This window comes from Corynebacterium sp. LaCa117 (assembly GCF_046717765.1).
Lineage (GTDB): Bacteria > Actinomycetota > Actinomycetes > Mycobacteriales > Mycobacteriaceae > Corynebacterium > Corynebacterium kefirresidentii.
Genome location: NZ_CP177102.1, coordinates 1,590,992 through 1,615,835 on the forward strand (window position 1 = coordinate 1,590,992; position 24,844 = coordinate 1,615,835).

The 24,844-nt window shown below is 57.9% G+C and carries 26 protein-coding genes; 2 read left to right on the forward strand and 24 right to left on the reverse strand.

Annotated elements, in window-relative coordinates; translation table 11 throughout:
• Positions 1–6: 6 nt before the first annotated feature.
• Genes ACLI1L_RS07805 through ACLI1L_RS07820 form a run of 4 tightly spaced genes read right to left on the reverse strand, consistent with a single transcriptional unit; the run spans position 7 to position 3,589 of the window.
• Positions 7–789 (reverse strand): electron transfer flavoprotein subunit beta/FixA family protein, encoded by a 783-nt coding sequence (locus ACLI1L_RS07805; protein ID WP_086588754.1) that lies wholly within the window; start codon positions 787–789, stop codon positions 7–9.
• Positions 790–813: 24 nt separating this feature from the next.
• On the reverse strand, positions 814–1,947 hold the full coding sequence (locus tag ACLI1L_RS07810) for a THUMP-like domain-containing protein (RefSeq protein WP_086588753.1): 1,134 nt from the start codon (positions 1,945–1,947) through the stop codon (positions 814–816).
• Complete coding sequence (locus ACLI1L_RS07815; protein WP_049361369.1) at positions 1,944–2,771, reverse strand: NUDIX hydrolase; 828 nt, start codon at positions 2,769–2,771, stop codon at positions 1,944–1,946. The genes ACLI1L_RS07810 and ACLI1L_RS07815 overlap by 4 nt, the downstream gene beginning before the upstream one ends.
• On the reverse strand, positions 2,768–3,589 hold the full coding sequence (locus tag ACLI1L_RS07820) for an ABC transporter ATP-binding protein (protein WP_049361370.1): 822 nt from the start codon (positions 3,587–3,589) through the stop codon (positions 2,768–2,770). Before ACLI1L_RS07820 ends, ACLI1L_RS07815 begins: the two co-directional genes overlap by 4 nt.
• Before the next feature lie 58 nt (positions 3,590–3,647).
• Here ACLI1L_RS07820 and ACLI1L_RS07825 point away from each other — a divergent pair, with 58 nt between their 5' ends.
• Both ACLI1L_RS07825 and glgB read left to right on the forward strand, forming a co-directional pair.
• Positions 3,648–5,657 (forward strand): maltotransferase domain-containing protein, encoded by a 2,010-nt coding sequence (locus ACLI1L_RS07825; protein WP_086588781.1) that lies wholly within the window; start codon positions 3,648–3,650, stop codon positions 5,655–5,657.
• Between the two features lie 44 nt (positions 5,658–5,701).
• Positions 5,702–7,819 carry a 1,4-alpha-glucan branching protein GlgB gene (glgB, locus tag ACLI1L_RS07830; RefSeq protein WP_086588752.1) on the forward strand — a complete coding sequence of 706 codons (2,118 nt, stop codon included), beginning with the start codon at positions 5,702–5,704 and terminating at the stop codon, positions 7,817–7,819.
• A gap of 5 nt (positions 7,820–7,824) precedes the next feature.
• Here the strand turns inward: glgB and ACLI1L_RS07835 are convergent, their stop codons facing one another.
• From ACLI1L_RS07835 to rho, 20 genes are all read right to left on the reverse strand, one after another.
• Positions 7,825–8,217: a low molecular weight phosphatase family protein gene (locus ACLI1L_RS07835; protein ID WP_086588751.1), complete on the reverse strand. Its 393-nt coding sequence runs from the start codon at positions 8,215–8,217 to the stop codon at positions 7,825–7,827.
• Between the two features lie 20 nt (positions 8,218–8,237).
• Positions 8,238–9,164, reverse strand: coding sequence for a tetratricopeptide repeat protein (locus ACLI1L_RS07840; RefSeq protein WP_086588750.1), 927 nt, complete (start codon positions 9,162–9,164; stop codon positions 8,238–8,240).
• Positions 9,165–9,473 carry an MTH1187 family thiamine-binding protein gene (locus tag ACLI1L_RS07845; protein ID WP_086588749.1) on the reverse strand — a complete coding sequence of 103 codons (309 nt, stop codon included), beginning with the start codon at positions 9,471–9,473 and terminating at the stop codon, positions 9,165–9,167.
• Between the two features lie 10 nt (positions 9,474–9,483).
• Complete coding sequence (locus tag ACLI1L_RS07850; protein WP_080971253.1) at positions 9,484–9,768, reverse strand: hypothetical protein; 285 nt, start codon at positions 9,766–9,768, stop codon at positions 9,484–9,486.
• Complete coding sequence (gene nucS / locus ACLI1L_RS07855) at positions 9,768–10,460, reverse strand: endonuclease NucS (RefSeq protein WP_049361374.1); 693 nt, start codon at positions 10,458–10,460, stop codon at positions 9,768–9,770. The genes ACLI1L_RS07850 and nucS overlap by 1 nt, the downstream gene beginning before the upstream one ends.
• 23 nt (positions 10,461–10,483) lie before the next feature.
• Entirely contained in the window at positions 10,484–10,960 is a 477-nt protein-coding gene (locus ACLI1L_RS07860; RefSeq protein ID WP_086588748.1) for a DUF2550 domain-containing protein, read from the reverse strand.
• Positions 10,961–11,140: 180 nt separating this feature from the next.
• Complete coding sequence (locus tag ACLI1L_RS07865) at positions 11,141–11,509, reverse strand: F0F1 ATP synthase subunit epsilon (RefSeq protein ID WP_086588747.1); 369 nt, start codon at positions 11,507–11,509, stop codon at positions 11,141–11,143.
• Positions 11,510–11,519: 10 nt separating this feature from the next.
• Positions 11,520–12,965, reverse strand: coding sequence for a F0F1 ATP synthase subunit beta (gene atpD, locus ACLI1L_RS07870; RefSeq protein ID WP_049361377.1), 1,446 nt, complete (start codon positions 12,963–12,965; stop codon positions 11,520–11,522).
• 3 nt (positions 12,966–12,968) lie between these two features.
• Positions 12,969–13,958, reverse strand: a complete 990-nt coding sequence (locus ACLI1L_RS07875; protein WP_086588746.1) for a F0F1 ATP synthase subunit gamma — start codon at positions 13,956–13,958, stop codon at positions 12,969–12,971.
• 50 nt (positions 13,959–14,008) lie between these two features.
• Positions 14,009–15,649 carry a F0F1 ATP synthase subunit alpha gene (gene atpA, locus ACLI1L_RS07880; RefSeq protein ID WP_086588745.1) on the reverse strand — a complete coding sequence of 547 codons (1,641 nt, stop codon included), beginning with the start codon at positions 15,647–15,649 and terminating at the stop codon, positions 14,009–14,011.
• A 60-nt stretch (positions 15,650–15,709) separates the two neighbouring features.
• Positions 15,710–16,525, reverse strand: coding sequence for a F0F1 ATP synthase subunit delta (locus ACLI1L_RS07885; protein WP_411707282.1), 816 nt, complete (start codon positions 16,523–16,525; stop codon positions 15,710–15,712).
• A 6-nt stretch (positions 16,526–16,531) separates the two neighbouring features.
• Complete coding sequence (locus ACLI1L_RS07890; RefSeq protein ID WP_023021752.1) at positions 16,532–17,101, reverse strand: F0F1 ATP synthase subunit B; 570 nt, start codon at positions 17,099–17,101, stop codon at positions 16,532–16,534.
• A 42-nt stretch (positions 17,102–17,143) separates the two neighbouring features.
• A complete protein-coding gene (locus ACLI1L_RS07895) occupies positions 17,144–17,383 on the reverse strand; it encodes an ATP synthase F0 subunit C (RefSeq protein WP_023021753.1) in 240 nt (79 codons plus the stop codon).
• Between the two features lie 102 nt (positions 17,384–17,485).
• The gene (gene atpB / locus ACLI1L_RS07900) at positions 17,486–18,286 is read right to left on the reverse strand and encodes a F0F1 ATP synthase subunit A (RefSeq protein ID WP_023021754.1); all 801 of its coding nucleotides are present in this window, start codon (positions 18,284–18,286) and stop codon (positions 17,486–17,488) included.
• A 454-nt stretch (positions 18,287–18,740) separates the two neighbouring features.
• The gene (locus ACLI1L_RS07905) at positions 18,741–19,166 is read right to left on the reverse strand and encodes a hypothetical protein (protein ID WP_023021755.1); all 426 of its coding nucleotides are present in this window, start codon (positions 19,164–19,166) and stop codon (positions 18,741–18,743) included.
• A 16-nt stretch (positions 19,167–19,182) separates the two neighbouring features.
• On the reverse strand, positions 19,183–20,358 hold the full coding sequence (locus tag ACLI1L_RS07910; RefSeq protein ID WP_086588743.1) for a glycosyltransferase family 4 protein: 1,176 nt from the start codon (positions 20,356–20,358) through the stop codon (positions 19,183–19,185).
• Positions 20,359–20,370: 12 nt separating this feature from the next.
• Complete coding sequence (locus ACLI1L_RS07915; protein ID WP_023027842.1) at positions 20,371–21,039, reverse strand: L-threonylcarbamoyladenylate synthase; 669 nt, start codon at positions 21,037–21,039, stop codon at positions 20,371–20,373.
• Positions 21,040–21,070: 31 nt separating this feature from the next.
• Positions 21,071–21,907 carry a peptide chain release factor N(5)-glutamine methyltransferase gene (gene prmC / locus ACLI1L_RS07920; protein WP_086588742.1) on the reverse strand — a complete coding sequence of 279 codons (837 nt, stop codon included), beginning with the start codon at positions 21,905–21,907 and terminating at the stop codon, positions 21,071–21,073.
• Between the two features lie 6 nt (positions 21,908–21,913).
• A complete protein-coding gene (prfA, locus tag ACLI1L_RS07925; RefSeq protein ID WP_049361387.1) occupies positions 21,914–22,990 on the reverse strand; it encodes a peptide chain release factor 1 in 1,077 nt (358 codons plus the stop codon).
• Complete coding sequence (rho, locus tag ACLI1L_RS07930; protein WP_086588741.1) at positions 22,983–24,830, reverse strand: transcription termination factor Rho; 1,848 nt, start codon at positions 24,828–24,830, stop codon at positions 22,983–22,985. The genes prfA and rho overlap by 8 nt, the downstream gene beginning before the upstream one ends.
• Positions 24,831–24,844 lie beyond the last annotated feature (14 nt).

The window sequence follows — 24,844 nt, forward strand, 5'->3', positions numbered from 1 at the left end:
CGACTCCTAAATCAAGTTCTTTGCGGCTAGGAAGTCAGCGATCTTCTTCGCTGCATTTTGCGGGTTGGGCTCAGAAATAACCTCGCCAGCGGTGCGCGGTGGTCGCTTGTGAGCGGCCGCAACGGTGGTAGTGGGCGCAATTGCCTCAATTCCCAAATCAGCTAAGGAGAAAGTAGTGATTTCCGCCTTCTTAGCGGCCATCAATCCCTTGAAGTTAGGGAAGCGCGGCTTGTCGCTCTTATCGTTCACGGAAACAATTGCAGGCAGCGGCGCTTCTAGTTCCCAGGTGCCACGCGCATCATCTCGCGTGCCACGCAGCGTACCGCCCGCCAGTTCTACCTTGTGCAGCCCGGTAAGTGCGGGTAGCTGGCGGTATTCGGCGAGCAATCCAGTAAGTAGGCCGGTCGAGGCATCGGAGGCCTCGGTGCCAGCGGTGATCAATTGGACGTCGCCAAGCTTGTTCAGCGCAGCGTTGAGAGTCCATGCGGTCGACAGCGCATCCGCTCCCGCCAGCGAATCATCGGAGACAAGCACCGCGTCATCGGCACCCATAGCCAGTGCCTTGCGCAATGCTTCGTCTGCCTGGGCCGGCCCCATGGTCAGCGCGACGACCTTATAACCCGCATCCGGGTTTTCGTCGCGCAGGCGCAGGGCTTGTTCCACGGAATACTCATTAACCTCATCAATGACGTTATCCACGGAGGTGCGATCCAGGGTGTGGTCATCTTCCAAAGACTTGGTAGACCACGTATCCGGCACGTGTTTGACCAGAGCCACGATAGTTGGCATTGGGCACTCACCTTTCCGATATATTTATGTTGCGTAATTATCCTCGGACGATGATACTCGGGGTTTGCACAGCAAGGCGATTCCTTGTGCGCCAATTCGCGTAATGATTACCGCAAAAGGCTTCTTCCCCTTGAGCTTCATCTTCTTCCGCAGCTGGTCAGGGTCCACTTCTACCCCGCGCACGAGGATTTCCAAGCTCCCCGCGTCATAGGATTTAAGTACGGATTTTAATCTCTTTAGGGGTACTTTTTCTATGAATGGAAATCCCGAGGTTCCTTCCGGAATCCTCTCCCCTGTCAGGTACGCGATGCGCTCATCGATTTGGTGCAGCCTTTCCCGTGCCGCGTAATGCCGCACCAAGCCGGCGCGTACAACGGCACCGTCCGGGTCAATGAGGTAGCTACCAATCTCTCCGGCCTCGGGCAGGTTTGTTTCTTGATCATCGAGGACGTCTAGCTTGTGTCCACGAATCATTACTGCCCTTCGGCCGGTTCCTAGGCCTGGGGTATAAAGGCAAGCTTCTTTTACTCCGCCGTCGACGCTTGCGACGGTAACAAGGCCGTTCCATTCGCTGAAATCTAGGCCGGGTGCACACTTAATGGCCAATTCTTTGCCGCGATGCTTGTCGACGACCTCTGGAAGCGGTGGCACGAGCTCCTCCGGCCGGGTGATTCTTCTACCTCCGGCGCGGCGGGCGGGATCTGCAAGGAGGACATCGGCAGTCGTTGTAGTGGTGAGCGCATCAGCGCGAAATATCTTGGTCGAAGAAAGATTGTGCCTCGCCATTCTCACGCGCGACTCGTCCAAGTCTGAGCCAAAGTAGTCGAGCGGAGAATTAAGACCTTCCGTACCGATGGAGCAGGTGATGTCGTGGACGCTGCCCACCCCCTGCTCTGCAAGAAATGCCGCCCGGTATGCCGCAACCTCGACGGGGGTTGCTTGTTGGGCTGAGTCGGCGTCCATCAGCCAATCACTGGGAAGCTTGCCCGAACTACGGGCGGTCACCAGTTCCATGACTGCGCGGCCATAGTCGCCGAACTTCTCTTTCAAGATTTCGGTGTCCTTAAGCCGAGAGGCCTTGGTCAAGGCGAGATCGAGGTGCGTAATTTCCTCGTGGTGCTCAATCAAGAAGCTGACTTCTGCGGGGGTATAACTCATATGCGGTCTAAAGGGGTGGTGGAAAAGAATTCGCGGTAACGAGGGTCCTCGCGCGGATCCCCGATAACAGGGCGCAGGTCAGAAAAGGACGCATCATCGAGGACTTCTTGAACTGAGGAGTATCTGCTCAGCCTCTGCATCTGCGCCCAGGTGGGGATGACCAGGCGCACCAGCCCGGCGCGCCAACCGTCCAGGATGAGTTGGGGAGAAAACCATCCGGCATCGTCCGCCTCATCGGTATCCCCATCGGGTTCTTGGCCAGAGGGCAGCACCCCGACGAAAAAGAAGGTGTCGAACCAGTGGCTCTTTCCCTTTCCTACCCACCGGGCCCAGGGAAGGAGCATATCGGCGTCGACACGCATGCCGTTATTGCTGAGGAATTCGGTAAAGGAAATGGTGTGGCTCTCGAGTAGTTTTCGCTCCTTGTGATACCGCCGTGCATTGGAGACAATTCCGTCTTCGCGGATGGCAAAGAGGGTGCCAGCTTCCTCAAAGAGCTCCCGGGCAGCGGCGAATACTAGCGCGTGCGCTTTATACTTTGTTACGCCCATCCGTCGGGCCATGGAGATGACGGATTTTCCGGCCCATAGTTCGCCCGAGTCCCAGGAACGCGGCGGAAAGTCGCGTGGGTCCACGCCGCCGCCGGGAAAGACCGAATGCCCCGGGTAATTGTGCATGGTGTGCACGCGCTCTTGTACCCATACTTCAAGACCGTCGGTGCCGTCCCGTAGAAGCAGGACGGTTGCCGCCAAGCGCCCACCGTTAAAGCCGGTGGTATCGCTGGCGTCAACGGCATCGATACGGTCATGAAAAGGGTTGGTCATAGAGAAGCTCGGCGGGCGAAGTATCGCTGTCCAATGCGGTCTACCTGAATGGGCTGGTGGAAGGCGCGAGTCAGGTTTTCTGAGGTGAGGACTGAATTAATCAGACCTTTTGCCACTACCTTACCCTCATCCAGCAGCATGGCGTGGGTAAATCCGTATGGGATCTCCTCCACGTGGTGGGTGATCATGACGATGGCTGGGGCATCTGGATCCATGGCTAAATCGCCGAGGTATCCCACCAGGTCTTCGCGGCCTCCCAGGTCCATTCCGGCGGAAGGCTCGTCTAGGATGAGCAGCTCTGGGTTAGTCATGAGTGCGCGGGCGAGGACGACGCGCTTCTTTTCGCCCTCTGACAATGTTCCCCAGGTGCGCTCCTTCAGGTGGGTTGCACCTACCTGGGCCAAAATCTCATCAGCGCGGGAGAAGTCCATGTCCTGATATTCCTCCCGCCAGCGGCCCAGCACTGCATAGCCTGCGGAGACGACGAGATCGTCCACGCGCTCATTTTCGGGGATTCGCGATTGCACTGCAGCGGAGGAGATGCCGATGAGCGCGCGCAGATCGCGCATATCAGTTTTGCCGATCTGCTCCCCCATCAAAAAGGCGGTGCCCTTCGACGGGAATTCTTCGGCCGCGGCCATGCGCACTAGCGAGGTCTTACCCGCGCCATTGGGGCCAATAATGACCCAGCGCTCATCGAGTTCCACTTGCCAGTCCACAGGACCAACGAGGGTCTTGCCGCCGCGGCGCAACTCGACGCCGCGAAAATCTACGAGCCAATCTTGATCTGTAGGAGTTACGTCGTTCACGCCCTCCATTGTGACTGATTTATTCTTTGCCCGGTGAAATTGACACAGCTGCATTAGTCTTATGGGCATGACTACTCGCCTTGGTATTGACGATGTCCGCCCGCTTATCTCCGCCGGTTCTGTAGCTTCTAAAGCCGTTGTGGGCGAGGTAATTCCTGTCACCGCACTGGTCTGGCGCGAAGGCCACGACGCGGTCTCGGCCACTTTGTCTGCCTGGGCGGCGCGGTCCACGGCTACGTCCTCCGTTACCATGCAGGTAGACCCCAAAGACCAAGATCGAGTGCACGGCGTCTTTACCCCAGGCACTCAAGGCACCTGGTACTTCCGCGTCGATGCCTGGTCCGATCCCATTGCTACGTGGAAGAACGCGGTTACTAAAAAGATGGCGGCTGGGCAATCCGCTGCCGAACTGGCCAATGACCTCCAGCATGGTGCGGATCTATTTTCTCGGGCGGCCTTGCAAACCCCCTCGGATATTGTGGCGCCCGTCTTTGCTGCTGCACGGGACTTGGAGGATGAGTCTTTGGACGTCGATAAGCGCGTGCAGGTAGCGCTCTCGGACGAGGTCGCAGACATCCTGCACTCCCATCCCCTGCGTGATCTCCTAGTAGAAGGCGCCATTCACGAGGTCTACGTGGAGCGCCCGGCCGCGCTTTATAACTCGTGGTATGAGCTCTTCCCCCGTTCCACGGGCGGCTGGGACGAAGAGGGAAATCCAGTGCACGGCACCTTCGACACTACTGCCCAAGCACTAGAGCGCGTGGCCGATATGGGCTTCGATACGGTGTATTTTCCACCCATTCATCCCATTGGCAAGATGCATCGGAAGGGAAAAAATAACTCGGTCATTGCTGAGCCCGGTGATGTGGGAAGCCCGTGGGCTATCCAGGACCACTCCACCACCCACCCCGAATTGGGCACAATAGAGGATTTCAAGAAGCTGGTCTCTCGCGCCCAGGAACTTGGCCTGGAAGTTGCGCTTGATTTCGCGCTGCAGGCATCGCCCGACCACCCGTGGGCCACCAGCCACCCAGAATTTTTCACTGTCCTTCCAGATGGCACCATCGCCTACGCTGAGAACCCACCGAAGAAGTATCAGGATATCTATCCACTCAACTTCGATAACGCGCAGGATTCCATCTATCACGAAATCTATGAAACGCTCATGATTTGGGTAGAAGCCGGGGTGAGCACGTTCCGCGTAGATAACCCACACACCAAGCCGGCTAACTTCTGGGACTGGCTGATCACCCGCGTGCACGCCACCCACCCAGATGTCATCTTCTTGGCAGAGGCCTTTACCCGCGCCCCTCGCCTTTTCGGGCTAGCAAAAGCAGGCTTTTCCCAGTCCTATACCTACTTCACTTGGCAGACCACGAAGCATGAGCTCACCCAATTTGGCCAGATGCACGTAGAGCAGGCGGATATTTGCCGGCCTAATCTTTTTGTCAATACCCCGGATATCCTGCATGAGTCTTTGCAAACCGGGGGGCGCGCCATGTTCGCCATACGCGCTGTCCTCGCTGCCACCATGTCTCCACTATGGGGCGTGTACTCCGGTTTTGAGCTCTATGAGCACACCCCGGTAGCCCCAGGAACCGAGGAATACCTCGACTCGGAGAAGTACGAATTGCGGCCGCGCGACTTTGCTGCTGCGGTTGCGTCAGGAGACTCTTTAGAGTCCTATATCCGGCTGCTCAATCAGATTCGCCGCGATAACCCCGCATTGCAACAATTGCGCACCCTCCGCTTCCATGACACCGACAATGACGCCATCATTGCCTATTCCAAGGCCGATCCAGCCACCGGCAATGTGGTTCTCGTCGTGGTCAACCTGGATCCGCGCAATGCGCAAGAAGCGACCGTTACGGTAGATATGCGCGCTATCGGCCGCCATCCCGGCGAGTCCTATACTGTCCAAGACACGATTACCGGCTCTGCCTATCACTGGTCCGAGCGCAATTTTGTGCGCTTAGAGCCGCTTCGCGACGTCGCCCATGTCTTCGTCCTTCCCCCTGCCGACCACGTCCTGCAGGAGCAGCTCACCTGGCGCGAGGTCACCGACTATCGCCCGTAAACATTTGTCCACCGGAACGCGCCCAATCTAGGTACCCTGATTATATGAACATCCCGGCCGCTGACCTCGCTCGCCTCAATGACTGCCGCCACCATGACCCACACGGATTCTACGGCTGGCATGAAGGTACCGTCCGTACCCGCCAGCCTGGTGCCACCGCGGTACAGCTTCATACCCCCACGAAATCCGTGTCCATGGATATGGTCGGCGATGACATCTGGGAAGCGGAAGTAGGCGAGAACTGCGATTACCGCCTCGAAATCTCCTACCCCGGCGCCCCTACCCGCACCGTGGCAGACGGATATCACTTCCTGCCCACCATCGGATCCCTAGATCTGCACCTTATCGGCGAAGGCCGCCACGAGCGCCTTTGGGATGTCCTCGGCGCCAACCTACGTTCTTATGACGCAGAGATGGGCCCCGTAAGCGGTGTGTCCTTTGCCGTATGGGCCCCCAATGCCCAAGGTGTTGCCGTCGTGGGCGATTTCTGCGGCTGGAATCCTACCCAGTACCCAATGCGTTCGCTCGGTTCTACCGGCGTATGGGAGGTCTTTATCCCAGGCATCGGTGCTGGCGAACACTATAAGTTCGCCGTCTTTAGCCAGGAAGGACGCAAAGACAAGGCCGACCCATTGGCCAAGCGCACCGCCTGCCCGCCGGAAACTGACTCGATCGTGGATTCCACCAGCTTCGGCTGGTCTGATTCCGCGTGGATGGACAAGCGCACCGGCAACCTAGATGTCCCGATGAGCATCTATGAGGTCCACGTTGGCTCGTGGAAGGTCGGGGCGAATTATAACCGACTTCGCGAGGAGCTCATCCCTTATCTCAAGGAGCATGGCTTTACCCACGTCGAGCTCTTGCCCGTGGCCGAGCACCCCTTCGGCGGCTCTTGGGGCTACCAAGTCTCTGGCTATTACTCGCCTTCAGCGCGGTGGGGCTCGCCGGATGAGTTCCGCGCATTAGTCAATGCACTGCATGAAAACGGCATCGGGATCATCGTGGACTGGGTGCCAGCCCACTTCCCCAAAGATGACTGGGCCTTAGGCCGCTTCGATGGTCAAGCGCTTTATGAGCACCCCGATCCCCGCCGCGGCGAACAGGCCGATTGGGGAACTTACGTCTTTGATTTTGGCCGCAATGAGGTGCGCAATTTCCTCGTAGCCAACGCCCTGTATTGGGCTGAAGAATTCCACATTGACGGCCTGCGCGTAGACGCCGTCGCTTCCATGCTTTACCTGGATTACTCCCGCGATGAATGGCTACCCAATCAGTTTGGCGGGCGCGAGAATTTAGAAGCCGTCCAATTCCTGCAGGAAACCAACGCCACCCTCAACCGCACCCATCCTGGCGTACTCACCATCGCCGAGGAATCCACCTCCTGGCCGGGCGTTACCGCTCCTACTTCCGAGAACGGGCTGGGCTTTTCCCTGAAGTGGAATATGGGATGGATGAATGACACCCTGGAGTACTTCAAGCACGAGCCTATCCACCGCTCCTATCACCATGGCGAGCTCACCTTCTCCATGGTGTATGCCTATTCTGAGCGCTACGTGTTGCCGTTTAGCCACGACGAAGTAGTCCACGGCAAGGGTTCACTGTGGCAGCGCATGCCTGGCGACGACTGGAATAAGGCCGCCGGATTGCGCGCTTTGTATGGCTACATGTTCTCCCACCCTGGCAAGAATCTGCTCTTCATGGGCCAGGAATTTGGACAAACCACCGAGTGGTCCGAGGAGCATTCCGTGGATTGGGGCAACCTCGATGGTTGGGGCAATGAGTGGCACCGGGGCATTAAGCGCCTCGTGCGCGATATCAACCTCATCTACCGCGACACTCCAGCTTTGTGGAGCCAGGATTTCAGCCAAGACGGCTTTCAATGGGTCAAGGCCGATGACTCGAACAATAACGTGCTGGGTTACGTCCGCTATGGCGCAGACGGCTCTGCCTTGCTCGCCGTGTGCAACCTTTCGGGTTCTTCCATTCCCGACTACGGCCTCTGGGTTCCACGTGATGGTGCTTGGAAAATGGTGCTCAACACCGATGATGCCGTTTATGAGGGCGCTGGGAACCCGCTTCCTCAGCATATTCACGTGGCGGATAATTCCGCCACGCTTCACCTACCGGCCAACTCGGTGCAGTGGTACGTACTGGAGCAATAAAACGCCTATCGCTGCGTGCGTAGGAACTCCACCACGCGCGCTTCGATATCATCGCGAAGCGCATCCATGCGCTCTTCACCCTCCAGACCACGCAGCGAAGGATCCTCGATGGCCCACCTCTGCGCTGGCCCGTCATATTCCGCATCACCTACCACGATGACGTGGTCGACAGTGGCAGCAAGGTGGGGATCCACTAGAGCAGGAGTACCAGTCATTTCTGCCCCCACCTTCGCGAGGGAAGCTTTGGCCTCTTGATTGATGCCCTGCTGGGTATGCTCCGGGGTAGTTTGCACCCCAGCCGAGTAAATATCCCACTCAGGCGCATGCTTGGCGGCAAGCGCCGCAGCCATCTGCGACTTGCCGCGATTTGTATTGCACAGGAAAAGCACTGAAGTCATGCTTTCCCATCTTACCCAAGCTAGTACAGGGCACTCGCCAGCTTGGTTCGAGCTTCCATCACACGCGGATCATTGCCCTCAAAGAGCCCGAAAAGCTCCAGCAAGCGCTCGCGCACGCGAGCTTTCTCATCACCGGCCGTTGCCTTCATCGTCTCGATGAGGCGATCAAAGGCCTTTTCTGGGGCGCCGGCAACCACTTCGGCGTCGGCAGCACGCATCTGCTTATCGACGTCCCCCTTGTCCCCTTCCGCAGCCGCAATCGGATCCTCAGTCTGGTTGGCAGGATCAAGGCGCTTGAGCAGTACGGTTGTATCGCGGGCCTGCTTAATCTGCACGTTTTCGGGCTCAGCCTCCAAGATGGAGTTATAGACCTTAAGAGCACCATCAAAGTCGCCAGCATTTAAGAAGCCCTCTGCTTCTTGGAGGCGCGGATCCTCTTCTTCCTCTTGGGTCTGGGGCTCTCCCGCATCGCTCTGTAGGCCCTTCAACTGTGGGCCAACATTCTGCACCAGGGCATCTACCCATTGTTTTAGCGCATCTAGTGGTTGTGCACCCTCGAAATTCGTCAGCGGCTGCCCAGCGCCCAGGGCCACCACAGTGGGGAGGTTCTTCACGCCAAAGGCCTGCGCAACCTGTGGGGTAGCATCTGCATCCACGTAGGCAACTAGGAAGCTGCGGTTTCCTTGCGCTGCCAAACCTTGCAGATCGGTCTTTAGCTGCTCCGACTGCGTGGAACGGGCGGTGCCAATGAGTACAATCACCGGAACTTCCGTAGAACGGCGCACCACGTCCTGGTCGAAGTTAGCCTCCGTCACCGTGAAGAAGGGCTGGATCCCGCCAGCAGTGGTCTGGGGAGATTCCTGCGCCTTCTGCCGTGCCTCGGCCCGCGCCTTTACTTGGCTGAGGTCGAGCGCGCCTCCTACATAAGCGTTATTTGCTGAAGTCATCTAGTCCTCCTTTGCAAGGCGGCGGTTAACCGCATCTACCTTGTCAGTCAGTTGATTGGTTACGCCCTCGCGAATATCAGCCTTGACCACCAAAGATGTGCGCGGGGATACCGCACGCACCGCGTCAGTGGCCTTCTTAATAGTTCCAAAGACCTCGTCCCACTCGCCTTCAAGCAGGGTGAACATGGCATTGGTCTCGTTAGGAAGGCCAGATTCGCGGACTACGCGCACTGCCGCAGCGACGGCGTCAGCCATTTCTTGGGAGTCATTATTGACTACTGCGGGGGCTACAGAGAATGCAACAATCATGCCCGCTAGTCTACCTACGCTCCCAGCAGTGGCGGTGCCAGTGCCGACGATCGTCTCCCTGGCGGCCCACGTCGCGCGGCCACGCGACGATATGGGCCACCCCGGGAGGAATATTTTGATTACACCCTGGGCACACATAGTACTTCTGGGCACGCGCAGAACCGATATGCCGCATGACATAGGGTTCACCGTGCGTCCAGCTAGGCCCCTCGACCGTCTGGGAGCCGAGAAAAGTCGACCCATCCTTAGGCAAGGATCGAAGCTCAAGCGGTTTGCGTCTATTCCGCCGTGGCATTAGAACAATCGCAATTCATTCGACTCGAGCCCACGCAGCTCCTGATAATCCAATACGACGCACCGAATGCCTCGGTCCTCTGCTAGCGTGCGGGCCTGCGGTTTGATTTCCTGGGCCGCGAATACACCAGATACTGGGGCCAGAAGCTCATCGCGGTTAAGCAACTCCAGATACCTCGTCAGCTGCTCCACGCCATCAATCCCACCGCGGCGCTTCACCTCGATGGCAACATTATTGTTGTTTTCATCTTTCGCCATAATGTCTACCGGGCCTATCGCCGTTGGGTATTCGCGGCGTACCAGCGTATAGCTATCGCCCAAGGTATCGATCTGGTCTGCCAAAAGCTCTTGCAAGTGAGCCTCCACGCCGTCTTTGACTAGGCCTGGGTCTTCACCCATGTCATAGGAGATTTCCTCATGGATCTCAGCAATTGTAATGCGCAACTGCTCGCCTTTAGGATTTTCCACCAGCCACAAAACCTCGCCGGTATCGTCACCGTCTAGGTCCTCAATGGCGGATTCTTTTAAAGTGCATGGAGGGGTCATCCAATTAAGCGGCTTATACGCACGGTCGTCAGCATGCACGGATACAGAGCCGTCAGCTTTGACGATGAGTAGACGGTCTGCCATGGGAAGGTGGGCATCCAAACGGCCCACGTAATCTACGGAGCATCGGGCGATTACTAAACGCATGCCCTCTACCCTAGCGGGTAACCTTATCGCTTGGATTGACGGGTAGCGCGCTGGCGAAGTTGCTGGAAGTCGAAGCGCTGCTGACGTTTGGATGGTGCGGCCTCTACCCACGCCCCAAAGGCCATAATGCCGTGGGCATCAGATGCCAACTCATATTCCCGGCCCTTGACCCGAAAGCGAACAACCTCGGTGGCGGCAGACATAAAAGAAGCCTCGGCATCATCGAGCGAGCGGGTGCTTACTACTTCGATGTCGAGGCGGTTGATACGCAGGTCGCAGCGCGGAGAAACGGAGCGGAGCTTGAAATACTCCACAAATTCGCCTTCATAACGCAGCGAACCATGGCGCCAAGAAAGGGAATTTCTAGCGGGTACTCGGCGTAGCAGGACGGCAGTGCCGCGGGAACGCACGGTAAAAAAGCGAAGCGCAGCCAGAAAAATAACCAGCAATAGGGCCATGCCAAGGGCCCACAGAAGCACTGTAACCACCGTTGAATTCATGGACCTTCGCGCCATCCTCGCTTTGTGGAGAAACTGATTCTTGAATTGTAGCGCTTGGCAGGACCTATACGCCAATAAGAAAAGGCAAAGAAAACGCAAAAAGCGCCCCGTTTTAAACCGGGGCGCCTTTAGAGAGCAGGAAGGGCGGCTATTGCTGCCCTCTCCTATCAATCCAAGGTACTAAGCCTTGGCGCGGCGGACAGCACGCTGTGCGGCCTCGCCACGGGACTTGGCGAGCTCGTGCTCAGAAGCAAAGTCCTTCTGAGCCTTCTCCTCATCCACCTCATCGGACCAGATGGCCCAATCAGCGAGGACGGTGATCTTGTCCTGGGTAACGGAGAGGAAACCACCCTGCACGGCGGCGACGCGGCGCTCGCCGTCCACTGGGTGGATGGTCACCACGCCATTATCGATCAACTGACCGATCATTGGCTCGTGACCGGGAAGCACGCCGATCTCACCCTCGGTGGTCTCAGCCGTGACCATGGAGGCCTGTCCAGACCACAGCAGGCGCTCGACGGAAACCAATTCGGCGGTGATGTCAGCCATGTGCCTCTCCCTACTTCTCGTTCAACTTCTTGTATGCAGCCTCGACGTCGTCAAGGCCGCCCAAGCCGTTGAAAGCCTGCTCTGGGTAGTGGTCAAACTCGCCATCGCAGATGCGCTCAAAGGCGTCGATGGTCTCGGACAGCGGCACGTAAGAGCCCGGCAGGCCGGTGAACTTCTGTGCGACGAAGAAGTTCTGGCCCAAGAAGCGCTCGATACGGCGGGCACGCTGAACGGTGACCTTATCCTCCTCGGACAGCTCGTCCATACCAAGGATGGCGATGATGTCCTGGAGTTCCTTGTTCTTCTGCAGAATACCGATGACGCGCTGTGCAACCTCGTAGTGCTTCTCGCCAACGATACCCGGCTCGAGGATACGAGAGGTAGAGGTCAGCGGGTTCACTGCTGGGTAAATACCCTTGGAAGCAATAGCACGGTCCAGCTCGGTGGTGGCGTCCAGGTGAGCGAACGTCGTTGCCGGAGCCGGGTCGGTGTAGTCATCGGCAGGAACGTAGACGGCCTGCAGGGACGTAATGGAACGGCCCTTGGTCGAGGTAATGCGCTCCTGCAGGACACCCATCTCATCAGCCAGGGTTGGCTGGTAACCCACAGCGGAAGGCATACGACCCAGCAGGGTCGAAACCTCAGAGCCGGCCTGGGTGAAACGGAAGATGTTGTCGATGAACAGCAGCACGTCCTGGTTCTGCACATCGCGGAAGTACTCCGCCATGGTCAGGCCGGACAGAGCCACGCGCATACGGACTCCTGGCGGCTCATCCATCTGGCCGAAGACAAGTGCGGTATCTTGCAGCACGCCCATCTCTTCCATCTCCAGGAAGAGGTCGGTGCCCTCACGGGTACGCTCGCCGACGCCGGCGAAGACGGAGGTACCGGAGAACTCACGGGCGATACGGGTAATCATCTCCTGAATGAGAACGGTCTTACCCACACCTGCGCCGCCGAAGAGGCCAATCTTGCCGCCCTTAACGTACGGGGTCAGCAAGTCAATGACCTTAATGCCGGTCTCCAGAATCTCGGTCTTACCCTCGAGCTGGTCGAACGCTGGCGGCTCGCGGTGGATGCCCCACTGCTCACCATCGCGGCCGAGACCCGGCTCGTCGAGGCAGTCACCGAGGGCGTTGAAGACGTGGCCCTTGACGACGTCGCCGACTGGCACGGAAATTGGCTTTCCGGAGTCGATGACCTCGGCACCGCGGACGAGGCCGTCGGTCGGTGCCATGGACACGGTACGGACAAGGTTGTCACCGAGGTGCTGAGCGACCTCGAGGGTGACGGTCTTTGCAACAGCTTCGAGCTTGATGTCGACGTGCAGTGCGTTGTACAGGGCCGGCAGTGCCTCACGTGGGAACTCCACGTCCACAACCGGACCGATGACGCGCACGACACGACCGGCGACTGCCGAAGACTGTGCATTCTGCTCTTGCAGAGCTGTAGTCATAATCTAGTCACTTTCTGCGCTGTCAGATAGCGCGCCAGCGCCACCGACGATCTCTGAAATTTCCTGGGTAATCTGTGCCTGACGGGCCTGGTTAGCCACGCGGGAGAGGTCTTCGACCATCTCGGTTGCGTTGTCAGTAGCAGACTTCATAGCTGTACGGCGTGCAGCGGACTCGGAGGCAGAAGCCTCCAAGAACATAGCAAACAGGATACGCGAGACGTACTGCGGAAGCAGAGCATCCATCAGCGTATCTGCGTCCGGCTCGAATTCGAATCCGGCGGCAACATCCTCCGCAGATTCGGCGTCGGACAGAGCGGAGTCACCGAGGTGGTACTCCTCATCCTGAATAACCGGCTCAACTGGCAACAGCTGCTGTGCGCGCGCAGTCTGGGTCAACATGGACTCAAACTCGGTGTAGACAACGTGTACCTGGTCAAAGCCACGTACACCTGCGCCCTCACCCTGCGCATGCAGGCCGTCGCGGCCCTTGGTAGTGCCGTTGGAACCAGCAATAAAGCCATCAATCAGGTGACGGCGCACATCGTGGGTGGCCTCCCAGGTTGGGTCCTGAGAGAAACCGCCCCAGCTGCCAACTACCTCGTCCTCGCGGAACTTGTAGTGGCCGATGCCCTTGTTGCCGGTAACGTACCGAACTACCTCGTAGCCCTTGCTTTCCAGGAGAGCTTGCAGCTGTGCGGCCTTCTTGAAGACGTTGTTGTTGTAGCCGCCACACATACCGCGGTCAGAAGTGACCACGAGAATGGCTGCGACGTTTCCGTCTTCGCGCTCACGCAGCATGTCATGCTCCAACGTAGAGGCAGAGGCCAGCTTATTCATGATGCTGGTCATCTCAGTCGCATAAGGCTGAGATGCTTCTACCCTGGCCTGCGCCTTGGTAATGCGCGAGGTAGCAATAAGCTCCTGGGCCTTGGTGATCTTCTTAGTCGAATTAACGGACCGGATGCGGTCACGTAGTTCGCGAAGATTAGCCATCGTTTCTCCTCCCTTCTTTAATCTAGACGGTTAGTTATGAGTTCTGAACTCTACTTAGCCGTCTTGCGGGAGACGTTGAGCTCGGTGTTCTTTACGTCGTTTTCATCCAAAGGCTCTACCGGTGCCTCAGAGCCCAAGTTATGGCCTTCGGAGGTGCGGAAGGTCGGCTGGAAATCCTTAGCTGCCGCAACCAATGCGTCCTTGGACTCATCGGTCAGCGGCTTGCCGCCGGAAATCTGCTCAAAGACCTCTGGGGTGTTGGCGTTGAGGTACTCGTGTACCTCGTCCTCGAAGCGGCGGACGTCTTCAACGGGAACGACGTCGAAGATGCCAGCCTCGGCGAGGTAGATGGATACCATCTGGTACTCCACCGGCTGCGGGGAGGACTCGGACTGCTTCAGCAGCTCAACCAGACGGGAACCGCGCTCCAGCTGAGCCTTGGAAGCAGCATCCAGGTCAGATGCGAATGCCGCGAAGGCCTGCAGATCACGGTAGGAGGCCAGGTCCAGACGCAGGTTACCGGCAACTTTCTTCATACCCTTGGTCTGTGCAGCGCCACCGACACGGGAGACGGAAACACCGACGTTAATAGCCGGGCGAACACCCTGGTTGAACAGGTCAGACTCCAGGAAGACCTGGCCGTCAGTAATAGAAATGACGTTGGTCGGAATAAAGGCGCCGACGTCGTTTGCCTTGGTCTCGATGATCGGGAGTGCGGTCATGGAGCCAGCACCCATGTCGTCGGAAAGCTTGGCAGCACGCTCCAGCAGGCGGGAGTGCAGGTAGAACACATCGCCCGGGTATGCCTCGCGTCCCGGCGGACGGCGCAGCAGCAAGGAAATGGCACGGTAGGCCTCAGCCTGCTTGGTCAGATCATCGTAGATAACCAGGACGTGGTTGCCCTGGTACATCCAGTGCTGGCCCAGCGCTGCACCGGAGAACGGTGCCAACCACTTGAAGCCGGCGGAATCGGAAGCCGGTGCGGCCACGATGGTGGTGTAATCGAGTGCGCCGTGTTCCTCAAGGGTGCGGCGCACACCAGCGATGGTCGAGCCCTTCTGGCCAATTGCGACGTAGATGCAGCGTACCTGCTTATCCTTGTCGCCGGACTCCCAGTTAGCCTTCTGGTTCAAAATGGTGTCGATGCAAACCGCGGTCTTACCGGTCTTACGGTCACCGATGACCAGCTGACGCTGGCCACGGCCGATCGGGGTCATTGCGTCGATAGCCTTGATGCCGGTCTGCATTGGCTCTTCAACCGGCTGACGCTGCAGCACGGACGGTGCCTGCAACTCGAGGACGCGCTCCTCTTCAGCGTTGATTGGGCCCATGCCGTCAATCGGCTGACCCAATGGGTTAATTACGCGGCCGAGGAATTCCTCGCCCACTGGGATGGAGAGAACCTCGCCGGTCCTCTTGACCTCGTCGCCCTCCTTGAGGGACTCGAAGTTACCCAGGACCACGACACCGATGGAGTTGGTGTCAAGGTTCTGTGCGACGCCAATCACGCCGCCTGGGAACTCGAGCAGCTCATTCGCCATAACGGATGGCAGGCCAGAAACCTGCGCAATACCGTCAGCTGCCGAAATGACCACGCCGACCTCCTCACGGGAGGCCTCCGCGGAGTAGCTCGAGGTGTAGTTCGCAATCGCACTACGGATCTCGTCGGAGGAGATCGTCAGCTCCGCCATGTTCTTCCTGCTCTCGGTAGTATCTTCCAGCACTTACTTAAATCGTTTCTGTCGTTTCGGCTATGCCATCTGGGCACGCAGGCGGGCAATCTTGCCTGCCGTGGAGCCATCAATGACTTCATCGCCGACGCGGATGCGCATGCCACCGAGGAGGCTGGTGTCAACCTCAGAGTGAATGGACATCGCACGACCATAAATTTTGCCCAGCTTCTCAGCGAGTACTGCTTGCTGGCCTTCGTTTAGTTCACCCGCTGCGGTAACACGCGCAATGGTGCGGTCCTGCAGGTCTGCTGCAGAATCAGCTAAAGCGGCTACATCATCAATCGGGTTCTGCTCTGGGCGGGAGATGGCCTGAAGCACCAGTGCCTCAGTAAACATCGTGACCTTGCCGTAGAGCACGTTTGCCAGCAATCCGCGCTTGCGGGCGGAATCAGCAGTTCGGTCGGAAAGCAGCTGGGTGAGCTCGCCCTCACGGTCAAGGATCTGGGACAGGCGGAAGAGCTCGTCTTCTACCTGCCCCAGCTGCCCCTGCGCCTCAGCACCGCGCAGCAGTGCGCGGCGGCCCAGGGACACCAAGCCCTTGACAAAGTCCTTCGGGGTGGACCACTGTGCGGCCGCAGCTTCCTGGATGATGCGCAATGCGCCACCGGAAATCTTGGAGCCAAACAGGGTCTCAGCCAGGGACTTGCGTGCCTCGCTCGGAGCGGCGATATCGGTGAATGCGACGCGCAATTCGCGGTCTGCATCCAAGACATCGACAACCTCGAAGATATCCAGGCCCGCCTGCGCGGCGGTGGCGACGCTATTCTCGCCAGCAAGGATCTCATCCAAGCGAGATTGCGAGGTTGCGAGTGCTTCGCGGCTAGCTGCCTTCATAGTTGCCTACTTTCCGGCCGGTGCCACAGAGTCGAGCTCGGACAAGAAGCCATCGATGGTGGAGGACTTCTTAGAGGCGTCGGAAAGCTCGCCGCCCAGAATCTTCTCCGCCAGGTTGATGGAGTTCTGGCCCATTTCGGAACGCAGCTCAGTAACAACCTGCGAGCGGGAAGCCTCCAGCTGCTTCTCGCCATTGGCGACGATGCGGCGGGACTCTTCTTCCGCGTTGGTCTTGGCCTCGGCCTCGATCTGCTTGCCGCGCTCGCGCGCCTGCTCGCGGATCTCGGCTGCCTCTGCACGAGCATCAGCCAGCTGAGCATTGTACTTTTCCAGAGCAGCCTTGGCCTCGGCCTGCTGAGCCTTGGCACGCTTCAAGCCGCCCTCGATCCGGTCTTCACGCTCTGCCAACATCTTGCTGTACATAGGAATTACAAACTTCCAGAACAGCAACAGAATTACGATGAAGCACAGCAAAGACCAGAAAATGTCATAGTTCTTGGGCAGAAGAACAGAGAAACTACCCGAACCTGGGTTGTCTCCGCCCTCTGCTGCAAGCAAGTAAACGACGTTATTCATTGGTCTCCCGTCTTAAAAGATTCGGTGTGAAAACTCGAGCTCTTAGAACAGGAAGCCGGCAACGAGACCGATAAGTGCCAAGGCCTCAGTAAAGGCGATACCCAGGAACATGGTGGTACGCAGCTGGCCAGCCATTTCTGGCTGACGGGCCATAGCTTCAACGGTCTTGCCGGCAACGATACCGATACCGATGCCTGGACCGATAGCCGCCAGGCCATAACCAATGGTGCCCAGTCCTTCAAACTTCGAAGCGGCATCCGCTGCCAGAATGATTTCGTTCATGGTGAAAGTCGTTCCCTTTCGTAGAATTTCAGTCTGTCTCAAGACTGAATGTCGATGGTTTAAATTAGGTGGTTTACTCGGTCGCGCTCGTCGACCTCGTCCTTAGTGCGAATCAGCGTGCAAGGACAGCTCAATGTACACCGCCGTCAAAAGAGCGAAGATGTACGCCTGTAGGAAGATAACCAGAATCTCGAACAGGCTCATAGCCAAGCCCAGAATAATGGTTAGTCCAGACAGTGCGGTCCAACCATTCAGCTGCCAGAAGAAGAAGTTCGTAGCAGAGAAGAGAAGAACCAGAATGATGTGTCCAGCAAGGAAGTTCGCCATGAGACGAATAGCAAGGGTAACCGGCCGCAAGATGAACGTAGAGAAAAACTCAATCGGTACCACCAAAAGATGCAATAGCGGTGGCAAGTTCGGAATCACTACCGAGGAGCGAATGAACTTACCAAGGCCATACCTCTTGGCACCCGCGTAAATCATCACAATGTACGAAACCGCGGCCAAGACAATTGGCATACCAATACGTCCGTTCGGCGAGACATTAAGCCCCGGAATAACGGTCGCAACGTTCATGAATAGAACCGCGAAGAAGATGCTAGCGATAATTGGCAGAAATCGCTTTCCCTCCTTCTTACCCAAAATGTCCTCAGCGATATGAATACGGACAAAGTCGACCGCATTCTCGCCCACATTCTGAATGCCAGAAGGAACCAACTTAGGGTTCTTAAAGGCGGCCCAGAAAAGGATCACCACAATTAGCGTCATCAAGATTCGAATCAGCATCAGGCGATCAAGCGCGAACCATCCGCCGGCGAAGTCACCGAAAAAAAGATGGTCGGCATCAATTTGCCCCGGGAAGAATTCTTCACCTAGATCGGGCGTGTGGAAGTGCCCTTTCATAGCCAATGTTGTAACGCTCAGCGTTCTCTCCCGTGTTCGGGCCACACAGCTTGTAAAAGCTTTTGTGGTGCGATGGACGTCTCAAACTTTCTGTCCTGTTCACGGACTCCGTCGCACATCAGCATGAACAAGACAGGGATTTACCAATACCGGAAGAGAGCACGTGCCTACTTCCACGGTAACCCGAAGTGAATCGTATCAGCTGGATCCTGAGTTTTTGCACGTGGGGGCCCCATAGAAGCTACTCTTCAATTCCAAAGTAAGTAATTAAGCTATAAACCTGCGATTTGCTGGCCAAACTCATAAGCGTGGAATTCATCACACCACATCTCACCCGCCCCTCGTCGGGGGTATAAATCTCTCATAACCGCAAGTAACAGATGAAATAGAGCTGCTCGGTATCCCCATGATGCTGAGCTGCCTCAAGCTTTTGGCAGCATTCTTTGAACGCCGATTAAGCCACGTACGTCACTTTAGAAGTAACTATCCCCCAGACTTCAGTTCCGAGGGTTACAACAAGAGCTGCAACTACGCTAAGAAACAAGGCCCACGTGTCATAGAAATCCATTTCCCTAATTACTGCCAAAACCCCCAAGAGCAAAACTAGCTTAAGCAGCCACCCACCGAGCACCACTGCAATTGTTGTCGAGGGGGTTGACTTGGCTGTAAATAGGACTGAAAGAGCCGTGCACAATACGAATCCTCCGCCTAGAGCTGCACCAATTAAGACGCCCCAAATTCCGGGAAGGCCTTTCAATCCCCCCCAAATGGCAAGTGATACCAACATAATGACAAGCAACGCTTTGACACCTAGCTGCACGGCGCGCTTGAGGGGCAGACGCGGATCATCAAAATCAGAGTTTACTTTAGGATCATTCACGGAGACCGAGCCTACCTCACGAAGGTTCAGTTTCCGCCACCACGACGGTCTCTCGGGCAGCAGGGCCAATCTTTCCTTGCCGCAAGGGCACGAGAGTAGCTGCAAACGCGAGAAGCAGGGCCACAATAGTCACGCCAATGGCCACCGGCGCGGGAACGATGGAAAAGGACACCGCACCAAATGCCACTGCGGAAACCCACAAGTAGAGCACTAGCACGGTACGCCTATGAGTATGCCCAAGCTTGAGGAGGCGGTGATGAATGTGCGCCTTGTCCGCAGAAAACGGTGAACGGCCGTGCGATAGGCGGCGAATAACAGCCCAGACAAGGTCGAGGACTGGAATAAATACCGCTGCGGCGACCACGATGATGGGTGACATTAACGCGACAATATCCACCGTGCCATACAGAGACATGTTGATCTTGCCGGACGCAGAAGTTGAGGCCGCAGCGAGCAAGAGGCCGATAAGCATGGAGCCGGAGTCGCCCATAAAAATGCGGGATGGTTCGAAGTTATGGGGTAAGAAGCCGGCGCACATTCCCACCAGTGCGGCACTAATAATGGCTGGCGGATAGGCCGATACAGCACCGCCCTGGTCATGGAGGACGGTCAAGGAAAAGACTAAAATTGCCCCTCCTGCAATCATTCCAAGGCCTGCTGCCAGGCCATCAAGCCCGTCTACAAAGTTGATGGCATTGATAAGCAAGACGGTAAAGAATGCGGTGAGCAGGGTGCTTTGCAGTTGGTCCAGCACAACGGTGGTGCCGCCGCCAAACGGAATAAAAAGTAGTGTCCAGGTAAGGCCCAACCCACTCATGAGCGTGGCAGCGAAAAGCTGGCCAAAAAGCTTCACGACGGCACTGAGTTCTACTAGGTCATCGACCACGCCAACGAGCACCAGCGCCAAGGCCGCCCATAGCACCGCATTCATTTCCGGAGTGACGGGCATAAAGCCGCGAGTCAAGGCTGGAAGCTGGGCTGCGAGGAATATTGCCGCCGCAAAGCCGGTAAACATGGCCACGCCGCCCATACGGGGTGTGGGCTGCGTGTGAGCGTCGCGCAGGCGAATTTCCGCCACCCGGCCGGTGCGCACTAAAAAGGAGCGCACCACACCGGTGGTCAGATACGTAAATGCTGCTGCGACGAGGATGACAAGGGCCAACTCGCGCAGCGGGACACCACTGCCGCTCACGCGAATACCTCCTTAGGCTTGGGGGCGGGTGCGCAGGGTTTGGGCATCGAGGCCGATGACCTTGCCGATTTCCTCGGCCGAGAGCGCGCCTTCACGGAGCAGATACGGGCGCTCACCGGAGAGATCAATGATGGTGGAAGGCTTACCGACGGCCGTCTCTCCCCCATCTAAGTAAACCGTCACGGCTTTACCCAGCTGTTGCTTAGCCATAAGCGCGGTGGTTGGTGGCTGGTGGCCAGAAATATTGGCGGAAGACACAGCCATCGGACCAACCTCGCGCAAAAGCTCAATCGCAATGGGATGCAGCGGCATGCGCAGCATTACCGTGCCGCGGGTATCACCGAGGTTCCACGGCAAGGATGGCGCCTGAGGAACAACGATAGACAGGCCACCCGGCCAAAAGGCCTCAACCAAATCACGCGCAGTATCGGTATAGGAAGCCACGAGACCGCGAACGGTATCCCAGGAACCAACCAAAACCGGTACCGGCATATCCGGACCGCGCTGCTTGGTAGCCAAGAGATTGGCTACGGCATCATTATCAAAGGCATCGCAGCCAAGGCCATACAGCGTATCGGTGGGCATGACCACAAGGCGACCGGATTGTGCAGCCTTGACCGCAATGTTCAGGCCCTCTTCGCGCTCGGCCTCATCGGCACAGTTAAAAATCTTTCCTTGCATAGTCTTTCCTCTTCTTGCCCTCGGTGGTGTCTTAGTCTACCGCGCGCACCGCAGTGACAAAGCGGGGCGTTCCCGTCATGTCCTGCAGCGCCGAAATTCTTTCAAAGCCGCCGTGGCGGGCCATTGCGGCTTGTACGGCTTCGCTCGTGGAGTCATCGTGCTCGATGGCCACCTTGCCGCCCGGGCGCAAAAGGCGGGCGAACGTCGGGATGAGGCCGGTGATGACGCCCATCCCATCCGCACCAGCAAAGACCGCGTCGTGTGGATCATGGTAGACCTCCGGATCGAGGTCCGGCGTCTCCGGTACATACGGCGGGTTGGTCACGATAAGGTCCACGGTCCCGTTCCACTCCGCCAAGGTAGTGGCATCCGTAGCATCGGCCTGAATGACCTTCACCCCGCTGCCGCGGGTATTGGCAGTGGTGTAGGCCAAGGCGGCGTCGGCAAGCTCAACTGCCCGCACCTGCGCCTCAGGTAAGTAGTGGTGCAGATATAGTGCCAACGCCCCTGTGCCAGTGCACAAGTCCACCAGCCGCGGGCCGTCCGCATTGCGCACCGCCCAGTCCGCCATCACCTCGGTTTCCGGCCGCGGGATAAATACGCCAGGGCCCACTTTGAGCTCCAGCGGACCGAACCAAGCGCTGCCTAGCACGTACTGTAGGGGCTCGCGGGACTCACGGCGACGTAGCAGCGCATCATAGGCCATATCGAAACCGGGCATAGGAGCTTGGTCCAGCGGGATATCCATGTGGCCGCAATGAATAAGGTGCGCGGCAATGATGCGCGCATCCCATTCGGGGCTTGGTACCCCGGCAGCACGAAGGCGCTGCACCCCATGGCGCAGCGCCTGTCCATACGTGTTATCCACGCCCGTTTAGCCCTCGGCCTCGAGACGCTCGGCGCGCTCCTGGTCCTGCAAAGCCTTAATAAGGTCATGCATATCGCCGTTCAAAACAGAGTCCAGGTTATTGGCCTTGTAGCCAATGCGGTGATCCGTGATGCGGTTCTCCGGCCAGTTATAGGTGCGGATGCGCTCGGAACGGTCCATGGTGCGTACCTGGGAGGCGCGCTGCTCGCCGGCCTCAGCCTCGCGAGCTTCACGCTCCATCTGGTCCAAGCGGGCCTGCAAGACCTGCAGTGCACGCGCCTTGTTCTGAATCTGGGAACGTTCCTTCTGACAGGTAACGATAAGCCCAGTTGGCAGGTGGGTAATGCGCACCGCGGAGTCGGTGGTATTCACGCCCTGGCCGCCCTTACCAGAAGAACGGTAGACGTCGACGCGAATATCCTTGTCATCAATATTGACGGACTCCACCTCTTCTGGCTCTGGGTACACCAGCACACCCGCGGCAGAGGTCTGAATACGGCCCTGGGACTCGGTGACCGGGACACGTTGCACACGGTGCACGCCGCCCTCGAACTTGAAGACGGACCAGGCGCCATCGCGCGAGGGAGACTTGGAGCGGAAGGAAATGGTCATATCCTTCACGCCTCCCAAATCCGACTCATTGAGGCCCAGGACCTCCCAGTTAAAGCCGGTCTTATCCGCGTAGCGCTCGTACATCCGGGCCAAATCACCGGCGAAGAGGGCCGCCTCCTCGCCTCCCGCGCCGGCCTTGATCTCCATAATGATGTCCTCGGAGTCCTGCTCATCGCGCGGTGCGAGCAGATCAGCGAGCTTTTCTTCCAAGCTCTCCACGGATTTTTCGAGGCGGTCCGCTTCTTCTTGGAAGTCATGGTCCTCGTAGGCCATCTCCTTGGCGTCCGCGAGATCCTCGCGGGCCTGGGTTAGCTCATTATTAACCATGATGATGGGGCGCAGCTCCGCATAGCGCTTGGAGAGCTTGCGGAATTGCTTCTGGTCGCCGGCCACCTCCGGATCGCCCATCTGCATCTCAATGCCCTGGTATTCGGACACAATGTCATCAACGAGGGAAACCTGATTAGACATAATCTTCTTCATCCTTATCCGCAGCCATCGGGGCCGAGGAGGCCACCTGCATCAAGAACTCGCCATTGGAGCGGGTCTTCTTTAGCTGCTTAATGAGCAGGTCAATGGCCTGGTGGGAATCCAGGGCAGAAAGGATGCGACGCAGCTTGGTCATGATGCGCGCCTCCTCTGGTACGAGCAGCAGTTCGTCCTTGCGGGTGCCGGACGGGTTGACGTCCACGGCCGGGAAGACGCGACGCTCGGAAATGCCACGGTCCAGCTTCAGCTCGGCATTGCCGGTGCCCTTAAATTCCTCGAAGATGACGGTATCGCCGGTAGAACCGGTCTCCACCATGGCGGTGGCGATGATCGTCAGCGAACCGCCCTCTTCGATATTGCGGGCAGCACCCAAGAAACGCTTTGGCGGGTAGAGCGCGTTGGAGTCCACACCACCGGAGAGGATGCGGCCGGAAGCCGGGGAGGAATTATTGTAGGCGCGGCCCAGGCGGGTAATGGAGTCGAGCAAAACAACGACGTCCTTGCCCTGCTCCACCAGACGCTTGGCACGCTCGATAGCCAGCTCGGCTACGGAGGTGTGCTCTGATGGCGGGCGATCAAATGTGGAAGCAATAACCTCACCGTTAACGGAACGCTGCATATCCGTAACTTCCTCAGGGCGTTCGTCTACGAGGACGACCATGAGGTAGCACTCCGGGTTATTGGTAGAAATCGCATTGGCGATATTCTGCAAAATCGTCGTCTTACCGGCCTTTGGCGGGGAGACGATAAGCGCGCGCTGACCCTTACCAATGGGCATAATGAGGTCGATCACGCGAGTGGTGAGGATCTTCGGGTCCGTTTCCAAACGCAGGCGCTTATTCGGATACAGCGGGGTCAGCTTATTAAAGTGCGGGCGCTGCTTTGCGCCTTCCGGATCGATGCCGTTGACGGTATCGACCTGTACCAGCTGGTTGTACTTGCGGCGGTTGCGGCCATTGCCGTGCGTATGCGTCGGGCCGGAGACCTTAACCTGACCGGTGATGGCATCACCGGAGCGCAGGCCCAGGCGGCGGACAATGCCGTTGTTGACAAAGACGTCGGAAGCCGCGGCGCGGTAACCGGTGGTGCGCAGGAAGGCGACGTTATTGTCTACCACGTCCAAAATGCCACCGACGGCCTGCAGCTCATCGCCCTCGCGGACCTGCAAATCGTTGCCGCCGTTATTGTCATTATTGTTTCCGCGGCCACGGCGGTTGCGGCGATTGCGGCGCCCACGACGGTTGCCGCGCTCGTGATTATTGTTGTCATCGTGGCGATTGCCGCGCTGCTTATTATCGCCGCGGTCATTCTTATCGCCCTGATTATCGGAGCCATCCTGGGAGTTATTCTCGCGGTTGTCTTTATTGCCACCCTGCTCCTCGTTGTGGCTGCGTTCCTCGCGCTCTTGACGCTCCTGCCGCTCTTGGCGCTCTTGCCGGCGGGCGCGATTGCGGCGAGCGCGGCGAGCCTGGGAACGCGACTCATAGCGCTGTTCCTCGCCAGAGCCCTGCTGGCGGTTATCCTGCTTCTCGCCGGATTCTTCCTGCTTTTCCGCCTTCTGCGGCGCATCGTCCTGCGCCTGCGCGCGTGGCTTTTCTGGTTTATCAGATTTCTCTGCCTTTTCCGCCTTTTCTACCCGAGCGGCTCTTTCCACCTTGGCCTTGGCCTTTGGCGGAACTTTACCAGTCTTGATGGCGGTGATGAGATCCCCCTTGCGCAGGGCAGAGACACCACGTAGGCCGCGCTCTGCGGCCATTTTGCGCAATTCCGGCAGCTTCAGGGATGCAAGATCCTGTGCTGCGGTGTTGTCCGTTTCGCTCACGGATATCCTTTCGT